The 15,973-nt window shown below is 27.1% G+C and carries 15 protein-coding genes and 2 other annotated features; of the genes, 13 read left to right on the top strand and 2 right to left on the bottom strand.

All coding sequences use genetic code 11. The annotated features are described in order from the left end of the window. Positions 1–197: 197 nt before the first annotated feature. Together IC174_RS05850 and IC174_RS05855 are read right to left on the bottom strand one after the other, a co-directional pair. The gene (locus IC174_RS05850; protein ID WP_227482368.1) at positions 198–374 is read right to left on the bottom strand and encodes a hypothetical protein; all 177 of its coding nucleotides are present in this window, start codon (positions 372–374) and stop codon (positions 198–200) included. A gap of 291 nt (positions 375–665) precedes the next feature. Beyond that, positions 666–860 carry a DNA-directed RNA polymerase gene (locus IC174_RS05855; RefSeq protein WP_227432990.1) on the bottom strand — a complete coding sequence of 65 codons (195 nt, stop codon included), beginning with the start codon at positions 858–860 and terminating at the stop codon, positions 666–668. A 626-nt stretch (positions 861–1,486) separates the two neighbouring features. Here IC174_RS05855 and IC174_RS05860 point away from each other — a divergent pair. The 13 genes from IC174_RS05860 to IC174_RS05920 all read left to right on the top strand — a co-directional run bounded on the left by IC174_RS05860 (position 1,487) and on the right by IC174_RS05920 (position 15,961). Then, positions 1,487–2,326 carry a YihY/virulence factor BrkB family protein gene (locus IC174_RS05860; RefSeq protein ID WP_227432991.1) on the top strand — a complete coding sequence of 280 codons (840 nt, stop codon included), beginning with the start codon at positions 1,487–1,489 and terminating at the stop codon, positions 2,324–2,326. Between the two features lie 129 nt (positions 2,327–2,455). Then, the gene (locus IC174_RS05865; protein ID WP_227432993.1) at positions 2,456–3,076 is read left to right on the top strand and encodes a dihydroxyacetone kinase subunit L; all 621 of its coding nucleotides are present in this window, start codon (positions 2,456–2,458) and stop codon (positions 3,074–3,076) included. Positions 3,077–3,131: 55 nt separating this feature from the next. Further along, the gene (locus tag IC174_RS05870; protein ID WP_227482369.1) at positions 3,132–4,133 is read left to right on the top strand and encodes a dihydroxyacetone kinase subunit DhaK; all 1,002 of its coding nucleotides are present in this window, start codon (positions 3,132–3,134) and stop codon (positions 4,131–4,133) included. 23 nt (positions 4,134–4,156) lie between these two features. After that, positions 4,157–5,041, top strand: coding sequence for a 3-hydroxy-5-phosphonooxypentane-2,4-dione thiolase (gene lsrF / locus IC174_RS05875; RefSeq protein ID WP_227482370.1), 885 nt, complete (start codon positions 4,157–4,159; stop codon positions 5,039–5,041). A gap of 44 nt (positions 5,042–5,085) precedes the next feature. Continuing rightward, complete coding sequence (locus IC174_RS05880; protein ID WP_227432999.1) at positions 5,086–5,397, top strand: hypothetical protein; 312 nt, start codon at positions 5,086–5,088, stop codon at positions 5,395–5,397. Positions 5,398–5,513: 116 nt separating this feature from the next. Further along, positions 5,514–6,449 carry a sugar-binding transcriptional regulator gene (locus IC174_RS05885; protein ID WP_227433000.1) on the top strand — a complete coding sequence of 312 codons (936 nt, stop codon included), beginning with the start codon at positions 5,514–5,516 and terminating at the stop codon, positions 6,447–6,449. Positions 6,450–6,576: 127 nt separating this feature from the next. Further along, the gene (locus tag IC174_RS05890) at positions 6,577–8,430 is read left to right on the top strand and encodes an ATP-binding protein (protein WP_227482371.1); all 1,854 of its coding nucleotides are present in this window, start codon (positions 6,577–6,579) and stop codon (positions 8,428–8,430) included. Positions 8,431–8,510: 80 nt separating this feature from the next. Further along, positions 8,511–8,751: a binding site (T-box leader), on the top strand. Between the two features lie 69 nt (positions 8,752–8,820). Next, positions 8,821–9,059: a binding site (T-box leader), on the top strand. A gap of 84 nt (positions 9,060–9,143) precedes the next feature. Further along, entirely contained in the window at positions 9,144–10,361 is a 1,218-nt protein-coding gene (locus IC174_RS05895) for a homoserine dehydrogenase (protein WP_227433002.1), read from the top strand. Between the two features lie 113 nt (positions 10,362–10,474). Beyond that, positions 10,475–11,029, top strand: a complete 555-nt coding sequence (locus tag IC174_RS05900; protein ID WP_227482372.1) for a hypothetical protein — start codon at positions 10,475–10,477, stop codon at positions 11,027–11,029. Positions 11,030–11,253: 224 nt separating this feature from the next. Further along, positions 11,254–12,519 (top strand): histidinol dehydrogenase, encoded by a 1,266-nt coding sequence (hisD, locus tag IC174_RS05905; protein WP_227482373.1) that lies wholly within the window; start codon positions 11,254–11,256, stop codon positions 12,517–12,519. 218 nt (positions 12,520–12,737) lie between these two features. Further along, the gene (locus tag IC174_RS05910; protein ID WP_227482374.1) at positions 12,738–13,832 is read left to right on the top strand and encodes an ROK family protein; all 1,095 of its coding nucleotides are present in this window, start codon (positions 12,738–12,740) and stop codon (positions 13,830–13,832) included. Between the two features lies 1 nt (position 13,833). Continuing rightward, positions 13,834–14,784 (top strand): BadF/BadG/BcrA/BcrD ATPase family protein, encoded by a 951-nt coding sequence (locus IC174_RS05915; protein ID WP_227482375.1) that lies wholly within the window; start codon positions 13,834–13,836, stop codon positions 14,782–14,784. Continuing rightward, complete coding sequence (locus tag IC174_RS05920) at positions 14,777–15,961, top strand: hypothetical protein (protein WP_227482376.1); 1,185 nt, start codon at positions 14,777–14,779, stop codon at positions 15,959–15,961. Before IC174_RS05915 ends, IC174_RS05920 begins: the two co-directional genes overlap by 8 nt. Positions 15,962–15,973 lie beyond the last annotated feature (12 nt).

Below are 15,973 nucleotides of genomic sequence, written 5' to 3' on the forward strand. Positions count from 1 at the left end.
TTAACTGAAAGTTAGTCAGTTTTTTAATTAAAAAGTATTTTACGAAAATTATTATTTTAATTATTTGTTTTGACAGCTTTTGTTATATTTGTAATAAATGATTTATTAAATTTTATACAACAGTATATTTTCTTAGTATGTAAACTTTAAAGACATTTGTTTTGAAAATAGATTTATTTTTCATACTTACTACTAATCTATCTTAGTCTTGTATAATAATATAAAAATAAAACAATATATACTATAGGTAATAAGAGTAATACTTTTAAATCAAGGTCAAAAGTATTAGTATAAAATGTAAATATGAGTGCTAATAATACAATTATTAAGTTTGGGATTGTTTGAAAGAATGCTTGTTTTGCTCTTTTATTCATTGTATTTCCTCCTTGTAAATATTAATATTTTAAAATGTTTTTCATAAAATAATCAGTAACTTATATTTGATTTTCTTAATCAAAGTATAACAAGAGAATAAGAATAAAGAGTTACTAAAATATTACAATAAGAAATAAAGAAACAAAAAAGTTAAGTATAAATATATGGAATAAATTATAATATATATCTGTATTTAATCTACCTTAATACCTTATGAAGTTATCTATATATAGAAAAAGCACCTATAATTAAAAGGTGCTTTTCTTATTTATACAATTTATATTGTGTCTTTATCCTATTTGTTTTATTAAAGCTTTTGCAGATTTAATCTTTGATTTTTCATTAGTTTTTTCTAATAAGTCTAAAGCACAATTAGTACAAATATTTACTTCATTACAACTATCTTTTTCAGAGTAAGTTATATACTTATTCTTAGATTTGTCTATTTTGTCTCCACAATAATTACATATTATAAAGTTACTCATATTTTAAGACCTCCGTTTTATTTATTTTTGAATATAAAAATATTATTTAAATAGAATTTGCATTAACAATTAATGTAAAATTTGTATAATTCTGAAAATTAACTTGTTAAAATTATAGCAAATTTGCAACTTTACTTTTAATTATAATGTATTTTATTCAAAAGATAAACATTATAACCATAAATACTTAACTTTTATTACATATTTCTTAAATTATAAGCATAAGATTAATATTGATTTGATATAATCAATAATTGTTTAAGAAGAAAATATAATAAATTTAAAAGTTACCCTGCTAATACTAGTTTGTTTAATATTTTTATTTGTTGTTACTTTAAAAAACCTTTTTGTGTTGTCAATTCAATTAGAAAATACATCTCGAATTTTATCCTTTTAAATTAATACCACTAGAAGCTTGTATATAATCATAATTATAGTCCAATAATATATATTTAATTCAAGATTATACTTTTTATTTTCAGTGATTAAAAAATTAAAATATTGGTAGAATTATTATTTTCAGCTTTTATTTACTTTATTTTTGTTTAAATAATTATATTATGGTATGAATCTGAGTATAATTAATATTGTATAATGAAATTAATATTAGAGAAAAGGGGATATTTATGTTTGGGATAGATAAGAAATTAATTGAATATATAGTAGCAAAATCTAATTATAGTGAGTTAAGTTCAAAATCAGCAGAAGTATCTTTTTTTTTAATGTTGTCTATATTTCCTTTTTTAATATTTACAATAAGTTCTATAGCATATATACCAGTTCTTCATTTAAATAAATATATAGCCTTATTTAGAAACATGATGCCAGAGAGTGCTTTTGATGTATTATCTTCAATTATAGTTTCTGCAATAGACAATAGAAGTTTAAATTTTTTAGCTGTCAGTTTTGTACTTACGATGTGGACATCTTCAAGGGCAGTAAAAGCACTTATTAAAGGAATGAATAGAGCTTATAAAGTTAAAGAAACTAGGTCTTTTTTAAAAATCTTATCTATATCATTTTTATTTACGATTATGCTTTTGGTATTGATTTTTTTATCTATGATATTTTTGGTTTATGGAGAGAAGATAGGTTATTTTATTTTTAACTTTATAGGATTAGATGAGATATTCATAAAAATATGGGATATTCTAAGATACACTGTAGGTATTGCAACAATAATAGTAATATTTACATTTTTGTATAAGTATACACCTAATAAGAGTTTGACTATGAAAGAATCTGCTCCAGGTGCTATTTTTGCTACGTTTGCTTGGTTTGTAGTATCATTTTTCTATTCTTATTATACAAACTATTATGCTAACTATGAAGTAATCTATGGAAGCATAGCTGAAATAATTGTACTTATGACATGGATATATTTTAGTAGTTGGGTTATTGTTGTAGGTTATGAATTAAATTCAAGATTGTATTTTAGAAAGATAAGAAATGAAATGTTAAAGTAAAATATTAAAATAAAAATTGGTATTTGATATTGCAAATGTAAATTTTGTAAAAACGTTTTCTAAAAATAATTTACATTTGTTATTACATATGATAATATTGAGTTAAGATATTGGTAAGGAGATGATTCAATGTTGTCAACAGTTACATGGAGAAAAATGCTAATAAGTGCAGCAGAAATATTAAAAGAAAATAAGATATATTTATGTGAATTAGATGGTATAGTTGGAGATGGTGACCATGGAGTTACTATAGATAGAATAGCTGATTGTATGAGAAAAAGGGCTCTAGAAGAGCATGATGATGATAGTATAAAATCAATTAATGAAGATTTGAGTACTTTATGTATGAATGTAAATGGAGGGTCAGCAGGACCTTTATGGGGAACTATATTTGAGGGAATGGCTGAAGGAATAGAATATAAAAAAGAACTTAAAATAGAAGAAGTAAAAGATATGTTTATTGAAGCAAGAGAAAATTTATCTCTTATTTCTACTGCTAAAGTAGGTCAAAAAACACTAGTAGATGCATTATACCCAGCAATAGATGCTATGCATACTATTGAAAGTGACAACATAAAAGATGTTTTTAAAGTGGGTTATGAGAAAGCAGTAGAAGGCGCAGAAAGCACTAAAACTTACATAGCAAAATTTGGACGAGCAAAAAGTATAGGGGAAAGAAGTTTAGGGCATATGGACCCAGGCGCTGTTTCTATATCATTAATGTTTAAAGGTTTATATGACGCATTATAAAAGAGATTAACACAGCAATTAATCAATATAACAAATTTAATAGGGGGAATTTATCATGTCAATGAAAAAATTTATTAACCAACCAGAAGATTTAACTAGAGAAGTTTTAGAAGGTTTAGAACTTTCAAATTCGGAGTTACTAAGAGTTACAGATTCAAATTTAGTAATAAACAAAAAGTTGGAAGAAGAAGACAGAGTAACAATAGTTACTTTAGGAGGAGCAGGTCATGAACCAGCTTTGAGTGGATTTGTTGGAGATGGAATGGTTGATATAGCTGTAGTCGGAGATGTATTTGCCGCTCCAGGACCAAATTCTTGTTTAGAGGCTATAAAGATGGCAGACAAAGGGAAAGGTGTATTATTTGTAGTTCTTAATCATGCAGGAGATATGTTGACAGGAAACCTTGTTATGAAACAAGTTAAAAAAGAAGGATTAAATGTTAGAAAAGTTGTTACTCAAGAAGATATAGCAAATGCACCGAGAGAAAATAGTGATGATAGAAGAGGATTGGTTGGATGTATACCTTTATATAAAATAGCTGCAGGGGCTGCTAAAGAAGGAAAATCTTTAGATGAAGTTGCAGAAATAGCACAAAAATTTGCTGATAATATGGCAACTATAGCTGTTGCATGTAAAGGAGCAACTCATCCATCTACAGGTATGGTAATTTCTGAACTTGGAGAAAATGAGATGGAAATAGGAATGGGGCAGCATGGAGAAGGTGGAGGTGGACGTATGGAAATGAAGTCTGCTGATGAAACTGCTGAAATAATGACACAAGCTTTAATAAAGGATTTGGATATCGAAGATGGTGAAAAAGTAATGTTAGTAGTTAATGGTTCAGGAGCTACTACTTTAATGGAAATGTTAATAGTTTATAGAAAGTGCCATAGAATATTACAAGAAAAAAATATAGAAATAGTTTCAAATTGTGTTGGAGAACTTTTGACTACTCAAGAAACAGCTGGATTCCAACTATTTATAGCTAGAATGGATGATGAATTATTGAGATACTTCAATTCACCATGTAATACGCCTTACTTTAAAAAAAATTAGACTAAATTAAAGGGAGATAAAAAATGGCAGATAAAGATGGAATAATATTACCAAAAGATTATGGAATAGGGATAAAACCACCTCAACAAAGTTTTTATTTAAAAGGAATGGACAATGCAGATTGGGGAATGAAAAATAGATTATCAAAGATATTTAATCCTAAAACAGGAAAATCATTGATGTTAGCTTTTGACCATGGATATATAATGGGTCCTACTCAAGGATTAGAAAGATTAGACCTTTCAATACCTGAACTTATAGAAGATGCAGATTGTCTTATGGCTACAAGGGGAGCTTTAAGAACGTGTATAAATCCCACTCAAGATAAAGCTATAGCACTTAGATGTTCGGCTGGTAGTTCCGTACTCAGAGAGGATATGAGTAGAGAGGTTATAGGAGTTGATATAGAAGATGCTATAAGAATGAATGCATCATGCCTAGCTATACAGACATTTATGGGGGCTGAAGGTGAGTGTAAGGCTATAGAAAATTTAGTCAAAACAATAGATATGGGAAATAGATATTCAATACCAGTTTTGGGTGTCGTTGCAGTAGGTAAAGAGATGGAAAGAACTGCAAAATATTTTCTATTAGCCACTAGGATGTTAGCTGAATTTGGAGCAAGTATAGTAAAGACTTATTATTGTGAGGATTTTGAGAAAATAACATCTGCTTGTCCAGTTCCAATAGTTATAGCAGGAGGGAAAAAAGTTCCAGAAAAAGAAGCGTTAGAAATGGCTTATAGAGCTATAAATGAAGGAGCAGCAGGAGTTGATATGGGAAGAAATGTATTCCAATCAGAAAATCCAAAAGCTATGATAAAGGCAATAAAGGCTGTAGTTCATGAAAACAATACTCCAGAACAAGCATACAAGTTATTTGAAGAATTAAAAGAAGAGTATAAGTAGTATAAGTTTAATATATAGGTTTTAATATAATTGGAGGGGAATTTATGGAATTTGTACATATAGGTGTTATAACAGATAAGCCACAAGAGCATGAAGAGTTTAATGAAGAATTGAAGGTGTATATAACAGACCCAAAATACACAGATTTCAAATATGAATATTTAAGATTTGTTGAAGGAAGTCCACTTCCAGAAATAATGCAAAAAAATCCTCATGTTGCATATAAAGTAAAAAATATGGACAAATATCTGAGTGAGAATGAAGTAATTGTAGAACCTTTTAAAGTAGGAGATAACTTAAAATGTGCATTTATAATTAATGGTGGTTTTATAATTGAATTAATGCAAGAATGTTAATAATTAAGCTAAAAAGCCCAGAATTTTTCTGGGCTTTTTAAATTTTTTATACAACTTGACAAATTTTATCTAATGAGATAATTTTATCTTAGAATTAGCTTTGAAAGGATGAAAATATGACTATTGAAAACGAAATGTTGAAATTAGTAGAAGTATCAAAAATGTATTATGAAGATAATAAAACTCAAGCAGAGATTGCAAAAATTTTAGGAGTATCAAGACCATTGATAAGTAAAATGTTAAATAAAGCAAAAGAAATTGGAATAGTAAAGATAGAGATTAGGGAACTATTTTCTAGTAATGATTTGCTGATGAATCAGATGAAAGAGATATTTAACATTAGAGGTGGACTAATAGTACCAGAAGCTAAAACCGAATATATAACTCAACAAACTATACTAAGTCATGGAATAAAATATATAAAAGAAGAATTACCTAAGGTTAGTAATGTCGGTATAGGATGGGGATATACTATAGGTAATATAATAGAAGAAATACAAAAGAGTGAGGATACTTTTACTTTTAAAGGAGAAGTATATCCATTGGTTGGAATGGCTAACATACCAAATAAAGGATATCACCCTAATGAATTAATATCTGTATTTTCAAATAGTACAGGATTTAGTCCTGTATTTTTATATGCGCCTGCATTTCCAACTAGTAGTGAAGAGCGAAATATCTATTTGAAAACTGAAAATTATCAGAGTATGGAGAAAAAATGGGATAATATAGATACAATAATTTTATCTGTTGATAATTATCCTCAGGTTCCAGACCAAGCTACTGCGATTAGATTTGGAAAGAAGCTTACAAAAGAAAAAGCAATAGGTTCCTTTTTATCTTATTATTTTAATAAAGATGGAGAAATAATTAAAAGTGATAGTGATTATGTCATACAAATACCTCTTGAAAAATTAAAAAAGGCAAAAAAAGTAATAGCTATATGTTCAGATTCTAGTATAGATTCAATAACAGGTGCACTGAAGACTGGATACATAACACATGTCATTACCGATGAAAAAAAAGCGACACAAATAATTATAAACAAATAATAAATTACATAAAATTAAATTTATTTGAAAATATTTGTTATGAAATATGTTATAATTAATAGAAAAATGTCATATAATTACTTAAGAAGTATTATTATAAATAACATTGAGAGGTCGTGGTTAGGATATGGATATCCATAATAAATATGTGAATTTTATAAAAAATATACCTGTGCCTTTTTTATACTGTAAGATTATAAGAGAACATGAAGATATAGAATATAGAGTGGAATATATAAGTAAAGGTATGAGTCAAGTATTGAAACTAGAAGAGGGAATTTGTGATAAAGATATATTAGATGTATTACCTATATTTAGAGCAAAAAAATATTCTAAAGAGTTGTTCTCAGATAATATAGATTGTATAAAAAGATATATTCCAGCACTTAAAAATTGGATAAACATAAGAAAACAAATAGTTGGAGATTCGTACGTAGTTTTGTATTTTAGTAAAATAGTATTCGATTATAGACAGATAATCGATTCATTTGATAAAAAAGAAAAATTAGCTTATGTTAAAGATGAAGAAGGAATATATATAGATTGTAGTGAAAATTTAATATCAATATTAAATAACAAAATTAAAACTACAAAAGATATATTTGGAAAAAACGATATAGAAGTATGGGGAGAACGAACTGGAAAATTATTTAGAGATGACTATTTAGAAGGAATATCTAGTAAAAAAAGATTTTTACAAAAACTATTTGAATACGAAGAAACATTTTTTATGGTTGAAAAATATTTCTTATATGATGAAAGTGAACTTTTAGGTACTATAGGAATAATAGATAATATAATATACAGTGGATATAATAATAAAAACTATGATTCAAAAAACTTAATGAAGATGATTGAACATTCAATACCAGAGAATATGTTTTATAAAGATGTATATGGAAATTATATTGGATTTAATTCAGGATTTTTGAATCTAGCATGTATGAATAAAGAAGAATTACTAGGTAAGAATAGTCATAAATTATCAACAGAAGAATCTCTTATAGACAAGATATGTAAAAGTGATAAGGATGTAGTTGAAAATAAAAAGATTGTTACATTTGAATCAAATATGACTATACATAACGAAAATAAATGTATTGAGATTACAAAAAGACCATATTTTGATAGTTATGGTAGTGTCATTGGAATAATTGGTACAGCAAGAGATATAAGTAGAAGAAAAAAACTAGAAGAAGAGATGGATAAAAATAGAATGGAGTTTTTTGCAAATCTATCTCATGAACTTAGAACTCCTATAAATTTAATATCATCTTCATTACAAGTAATAGAAAAGAAAGAGGCAGACTTAATAGAATCAAATGATACTCTAAAAAGAAATCTAGGTATAGTAAAACAAAATGGAAATAGAATATTGAGATTAGTAAATAATGTTATAGATTTTACAAAAATGCAGTCGGGATATTTGGATTTTAAGCCAAAAGAGTCTGATATAATATCATTTGTGGAAGAGATATGTATGTCTGTAGCTGATTTTGCAAGTCAAAATAATATACAACTTACATTTGATACAGAAATAGAGGAATTTTCAATGTTATTTGATTCAGAAAAATTGGAAAGAATAATATTGAATTTACTTTCTAATGGAATTAAGTACAACAAAGAAAATGGGAAAATAAATATATTTTTATATGTGAAAGATAATATGTTTGAAATGAAAATATCTGATAGTGGTATAGGTATACCAAAAGAAAAAATAGATAAAATATTTAATAGGTTTGAACAAATTGACAATGAACTTTCTTATAGAGTTAAAGGCAGTGGAATTGGGCTTTCATTAGTGAAATCTTTAGTTGAATTGCATGATGGTAGTATATCTTTAAAAAGTCAACTTGGTGTTGGAAGTGAATTTGTTGTCTCGTTGCCAGTTAGAAGCAATAATAGTGAAAAATGCAATTATAAAAGAGAGCTCAGTAGTGAGCTAAGTAAAAAATTAGAAATAGAATTTTCGGATTTATAGATTAAGTATAAAAAATAAAATTAAAAAAACTATTGACAATTTATTTGTAAGGGTTTAAAATAAATTACAATATAATAAATAAAAAAGCGATGAATAGGAAGAGTAAATCTAATTCGATTATCAGAGAGAAAAGTCCATTGGCTGAAAGACTTTTTAAATTAGAGAGATTGAAAACTACCTAGGAGCTACTTTCTGAAGTTATCTATATTAATAGATTTTAGTAAGAATAGTCGTTAACTACGTTAAAGTTTAAAGTGGGTTTTCATAAAAAATGAAAACTAAATTAGGTGGAACCGCGGGAATTATACTCTCGTCCTTATGTTATAAGGATGGGAGTTTTTTGTTATTTAAAATATTATTTGAAAGTATAAAAAGGAATTATAAAAAATTATAAAAGCGATGAATAGGAAGAGTAAATCTAATTCGATTATCAGAGAGAAAAGTCCATTGGCTGAAAGACTTTTTAAATTAGAGGGATTGAAAACTACCTAGGAGCTGTTATCTGAAGTTACTCTAAAAAGAGTTTTAGTAAGATTAACCGTTAACTGCGTTAAAGTACAAAGTGGATTTTGTCAATAATTGACAAAAATCAAATTGGGTGGAACCGCGAGTATAGACTCGTCCCTTTATATAGGGATGGGTCTATTTTTATTACAATAAAAGATTGAAAATTAAAAAAAATCGGAAAATTATAAATTTAGGAGGAAAATAAAATGCAAAATAAAGTGAAAATTGGAGTACTAGGATATGGAACTGTAGGAAGTGGACTTATAGATATAATAGATAATAATAAAGAGAAAAGAAATATAGAAATAGTTGGAATATTAGTTAATAATTTAGAAAAGCATAAAGAAAAAAAATACTCTAATATAATAACTAATAATATAGATGACATATTTGAGAAAGATATAGATATATTAGTTGAAGTTATGGGTGGTTTAGAACCAACACTATCTTATATAAAAAAAGCATTAAATAATAAAATTCATGTTGTTACAGCAAATAAAGATTTACTAGCTGAATGTGGAGATGAACTTGCAAAATTAGCTAGTGAAAATAAAGTAAGTATTAAATTTGAAGCTTCAGTTGCTGGAGGGATACCAGTATTAAAGCCAATAATAGAATCATTAGAAGGAAATAATATAGACAGCATAAATGCTATTTTAAATGGAACTACTAACTTTATATTATCTAAAATGTATGATGAGGATTTGTCTTATGACATGGCATTAAAACAAGCTCAAGAATTAGGTTTTGCTGAAGCAAACCCAGAGTCAGATGTATTAGGATATGATGCTGCTAGAAAGCTATCAATATTGTCAACTCTAGCTTATGATAATAGAGTATACTGGAAAGATGTATATCTAGAAGGAATTACAGATATAGATGAAAAAGACATAGAATATGCTAAAAAACTAAATTGTAAAATAAAATTAATTGGGCAAAGTAAATATGAAAATGATAAAGTAAGTGCATTTGTTAGACCTGTTTTAGTGGAAAAAGATAACATACTTGCTAGAATAGACAATGAGTTTAATGCTGTCATAGTAAATGGAGATTCAGTAGGAGAAGTTTCTTTTGTAGGTAAGGGAGCTGGAAGTCTAGCAACAGGAAGTGCAGTTTACTCAGATGTTATTGATATAATAGATAACAGAGTTTCTAGTATAGATTCTTTTACTAAAGATAGAATACAAGTAAATAAAATAGTTAGAGAAAAATGTGGAGCACTTCTTAGATTTAAAAAATGTAATAAAGATGAAATATTGAATATAGTTGGAAATTGCTTAGTAAACTATGATATTTTAAATGATGATGATGAGCTTGCTATTATGGTTTATGCTGACTCTGAGTATGAAATAAATAACAGTTTATGTCTAATAAAAGACAAAGGATATTGTGAAAAAATGAATAAAATGTTGAAAATAAGCTAAAAAGAAAAGAATATAGGTTTCTATGTAACATATTTTGGAAATTTTAATACTATATAGTATGAGATGAAACAAAACATCTCATAAAAAATTAAAATTAAAAGGAGATATGCTATATGGGAAATAATAAATGTTCAGGAGATTGGTATAGAAGAAGTTATTCTACATCAAGATGGTTCCAAGATGATAATAATTCATGGGATAGAGACAGAGATAGAGATTGTGACAGAGACAGAGATTGTGACAGAGATAGAGACAGAGATAGAGATAGAGATAGAGACAGAGACAGAGATAGAGATAGAAATTGTGATAGATTTAGAAGAGAAGCAGAAAAAAGAGAAAGAGAAGCAAGAGAAGCATTCTGTGAAGCTGAAGAAAGAGGAAGAGAAGCAAGAAAATTTGAAAATGAAGCTAGAAAAATGTGGGAAAAAGCAGAAAAATCTTGGAATGAACACTCAGCTTATAATTATCAAGGTATAGAATCTCTAGAAGAGTCTAGAAGATTCTTTGACGAAGGTATGGAATGTGAAGCTAGAAGAAATGGAAACAACCATAATAACCATGATTGTGATAGATGTAGATGTCATAAGTGTAATTGTGACAGATGCAAATGTGACAAATGCAACAAATGCAAATGTGATAGATGTAATTGCAATTGCTGTAGAAGATAAAAAATTTCATTGACAAATTAATAGTTAAAATATATCATATTATGTATAATAAAGAGAAAATTCAGAAAGATTAACTGAAATATAAGTATAGTTATTAGACAAATAGTGCTCAGTCAGTGAGGTGAGTACAATATGATTAAACTCCTATCCTCTAGTTATTGATAGAGGGTGGGAGTTTTTATTTATTGCTAGAATGATAACATTATAAAACTAGGAGGGAAAAGATGAAGATTATAAAAAAATCAAATATAAAAGAAAAGGTAGATGAAAAAATACTAAGAGAAGAAGTAAGTTCTATAATAGAAGATATAAGAAATAATAAAGAGACTGCGTTGAAAAAATATAATGAAATGTTTGATAAAAACACAAGAGATGAATTCAGAGTTACTGAAGAAGAAATAAAAGAAGCCTACAAACATGTAGATGAGGAGTTTATAAACAATTTGAAAATTGCTGCTAAAAATATAAGCGAATTTGCAAAAGCCCAAAAGGCTAGTTTCGAAAATTCTTTTGAAAAGGAAATCTATCCAGGCGTTATTTTAGGTCAAACTAATATTCCTATAGAGTCATGCCTTGCATATGTTCCAGGTGGACAATATCCTTTATTTTCAACAGCTCTTATGCTTATAATACCTGCAAAAATTGCAGGAGTAAAAAGAATAGTGGCATGTTCACCAACTATGAAAAACACTAAAAATATAAATCCTAAAACATTAGTAGCTATGGATATAGCAGGAGCTGATGAAATATATGCAACTGGAGGAGTTCAAGCTATAGCAGCATTTACATATGGTACAGAAAAGGTTAAACCTGTTGATATAATTGTAGGACCAGGAAATAAGTTTGTAACAGAAGCTAAAAGACAATGTTATGGGCAAGTCGGAATTGATTTTGTAGCTGGTCCAAGTGAAGTTCTTATAATAGCTGATGAAACTTCAAATCCAGTCTATATTGCAGCTGACTTGTTGGCACAATGTGAGCATGATTTAAATGCAAGAGGTATATTATTAACTGATAGTTTAGAAATAGCACAAGAGGTTGAAAAAAATATGAAAATCATGTTAGAAGATTTACCAACAAAAGATATTGCATATAATTCATGGAAAAATAATGGTGAAATAATACTGGTTGATGATATAGATGAAGCAATAAAAATAAGTAATTTTTATGCACCAGAACACTTAGAAATAGCAGTAAATAAATATGAAGAAATTTGTGATAAATTAACTAACTATGGCTCATTGTTTATTGGAAACTTATCTGCTGAGGTATTTGGTGATTATGTTTCAGGTACAAATCATACACTACCAACATTAAAAGCATCAAGATATACTGGTGGTGTTTGGGTTGGTACTTTTATAAAAACTTGTACAAAGCAAATATTAAATGAAAAAGCTATAAAAGTGTTAGCCCCTGTTGCAGAGAAGCTAGCAAAAGAAGAGGGATTATATGCACATGCAAAGGCAGCAGAAGTTAGATTTAAGAAGTAGATAAAGAGAGTTTTAATTGTTATAAAAATGTATACTGCAATAAAAAATAAAATTTTAGAAACAATTATTTATATTATAGTTGAGAATTTAAAAGAAATAAATTTAGAAATAACCTATTTTAAATTTATTTCTTTTTTATTGGAATAATATTGACAAATTTAACCTGTAACTATTATACTAAACTTAATAAATAAAGTTTATAAAGTAAGGTGTTGTTTATGAAAAATATAGTTGGAAAGCCACAAACGATAAAAAAAGTAAATGAAGACTTAATAAAAAATATTATAAAAAATGATGGACCTATAACAAAGCCAGAAATTTCAAGCATTACTGAATTGAGTTTAGCAACAGTTAATAAAATTGTAGAACAATTAGCTTTGAAAAATGAAGTTAAAGTAAGTGGATTAAATGAATCTACTGGAGGAAGAAGAGCTCAACTATTTGAAATAAATGCAGACTTAGAACATATAATAGCCTTGTATTATTATAGAAACAGCTGTATAGGAGTAGTTGCAAATTTATTAGGTGAAATAACTTATCAAGAAGAGTTCAATATAAGAATGGATACATATGAAAACGTTAACCACGATACTTTTTTTGTTATAGATACTTTGATTGAAAAAGTAAGGGGAAACAATATAAGAGCGATTGGAATTGGTGTTCCAGGAGTTGTAAAAAAAGGTGTAGTCAAAAACATTCCAACAATAAAAAGTTGGGAAGGTATAGATTTAGAAAATTTAATAAAGAGTAAATATAACACTAAAGTATTTATAGAAAATGATACAAATATTACCACTATTGGAATTTATCAAAAACAGTACAAAGACGAATATAAAAATATGGCACTTATGTATTTAGATGATGGTATTGGCTCAGGTATAGTTATAAATGGTGAATTATATCTAGGTTCTACAAATTTTGCTGGTGAACTAAGCTATCTAAATATAGAGTTTAGCAAGTATAACTATGATAACTTAAATATTGAAGATTACATTATGAGTTTAAGAAAAAGATATTTAAAGAGCAAAGATAATAAATTTAAGAAAGAAATTTTATCTATAATATCAAATTTTGTAAGGACTCTTGTTTGTGTTTTAAATCCAGAAGCTATGATTATACAATGCAATATATTAACTAAATGTGACATGGAATTTATAGAAGAAGATGTAAATAAAAGTGTTGGAGGAGAAAATTTCCCTAGACTAATAAAAGTGGAGTCATTGAGAGAGGGAAGTATAAATGGGGTAATTAGTATGTGTTTAAAAGAAACTGACTACCAATATTCCCTATCTAATAAAAAAGGAGGATATTAATGTGAAATATTTGATTTCAATAGATGGAGGGGGAACAAAAACAAAATTTTGTGTAAGTGATTTAGATGGAAATATACTTAAAGAACATACTACTGGTTCAACTAATTATAAGTCAGTTGGAGTTCAAAAAACATATGAAAATATTAATAATGGATTTGAGAAAATATTAAAAGATTTACATATTGACTATAACGATATTGAGTACACTGTATTTGGTATATCTGGATGTGATTCTCCAAATGATTATAATATTATAATGGATGAAATATTAAAAGTTGGGTTTAACAAAGAAAAAATATATTTAGTAAATGATGCAGTTTTAGCCTTTTATGCGCAAACTGATGCTCCTGGCTTAGTAATTGTAGCTGGTACAGGTTCAATTGTATTAGGAATTAGGGAAGATGGAGACATATATAGAGTTGGTGGATGGGGATATAATTTTAGCGATTTGGGTTCTGGATATGATATAGGAAGAAAAGTACTAAAGAAAGTTTTACTTTATTGTGATGAGTGCCATGAATATAGTGATTTATTTGATTGTGTTTTAGATTTCTTTAATGCAGATAGCTTTAAGAAACTTACATATATGATTACTGAAATAAATAACAATGTTGAAATAGCAAACTTAGCTTCATTAGTGATTGATTGTGCTGAACGAGATGATAAATTAGCTATTGAAATACTGAGAGAGTCATCAATTGAACTGTCCAAATTAGCTCAAGTAATATTAAGTAAAATATCTAATTCAATGAAAAATAATAAAAGTGAAATAGATATAGTTTTATCTGGTGGTACATTAAACAAAACTATATATGCTCAAATGTTAATGGACAACTTAAGGGAAGAAAATACAGATAAAAAGTTAAAATTTATACTTCAAGAAAATCAGCCAGTATATGGAGGGATAAGACTTGCTATGGCGTTAGCTAATAGGAGGGTCAAACATGGATAGGAAAAAAATAGTTGTACAAATCTTTACAGGTGGATTCAAAAATAAAGAAATAAAATTTAATGATATAAAATGTAAGCTATTAGAATTAATGGAATGTATTGATGTAGAAAAGGTCATTATGGGTTGGAGTGTAGACAAAGAACTATATGTAAAGACTAAAAAACTATTAAAAAAATATAATGTTGAATTATATCTTTGGTTCCCATGCTTTTCGGAAGTAGGATTACTTGAAAAAAGTAATCTATTAGTTGATTATACTGGAAAAGAAGTTAAAGGATATGCATTACAAGAAGATGAAAACTTTGAATTTTATTGTCCAAATAATAAGGGAAATATAGAAAACATAAAGAAAATATATAGTACTTATTTTAGTGAAATTGAGTTTGATGGAATTTTTTTAGATAAGATAAGGTATGGCTCTTTTTCTAATAAATTAAATGGTGTTTTTAATTGTTTTTGTAAAGATTGTTTAGATATATATGAAAAAAATAATATTGATAAAAGGTCATTAATGATAGAAATGGATAATGTATCTAATGAAGTTATAGTTAGTGAAGATACTCCATTTGGTATAACAGAATACATTAATGGAAAATACAAATTTAAAAATAAAATATGGGAAGATTTTTTTGAAATGAAAAGTCAAAATATATATAACGCACTAGTGGATATAAGTAGTTATTTTAAAAGTAAAGGATTGAAAATAGGGATAGACACTTTTTCCCCTTTTATCTCTTACTTTGTAGGTCAAGATTTAGAAAAATTACAAGAAGTAGCAGATTTTATAAAACCAATGATGTATAGAATTACTAAAGCTCCAGCAGGTTTGCCATTTGAATTTGAAAGATTAATTGATGAATCAGTACATGAAAATAAAGAGATTGCAAAAAGAAATTTATTAGATATTTTAGGAATTAGAGAGTATGAAGGAGATATATATCCTATAAAATTTGTGCTAGAGGAAATCGATTTTATAACAAAAAATCTTGTCAAAGATATATATGTAGGTATTGAAATAAATAAAAAAGAAATTATAGCTCCTGTTACACCTAAATATATAAGTGAAAATATTTCGAACATAAATAAGACAACAGTAAAAGGGTATGTACTATCTTGGGATTTGTTATCAGCACCAAAAGAAAATATTGATGAAGTTATAAATTGGTTTAGGAATTAGTGAGGTGATATA

Source organism: Clostridioides sp. ES-S-0001-03, assembly GCF_020676075.1.
Lineage (GTDB): Bacteria > Bacillota > Clostridia > Peptostreptococcales > Peptostreptococcaceae > Clostridioides.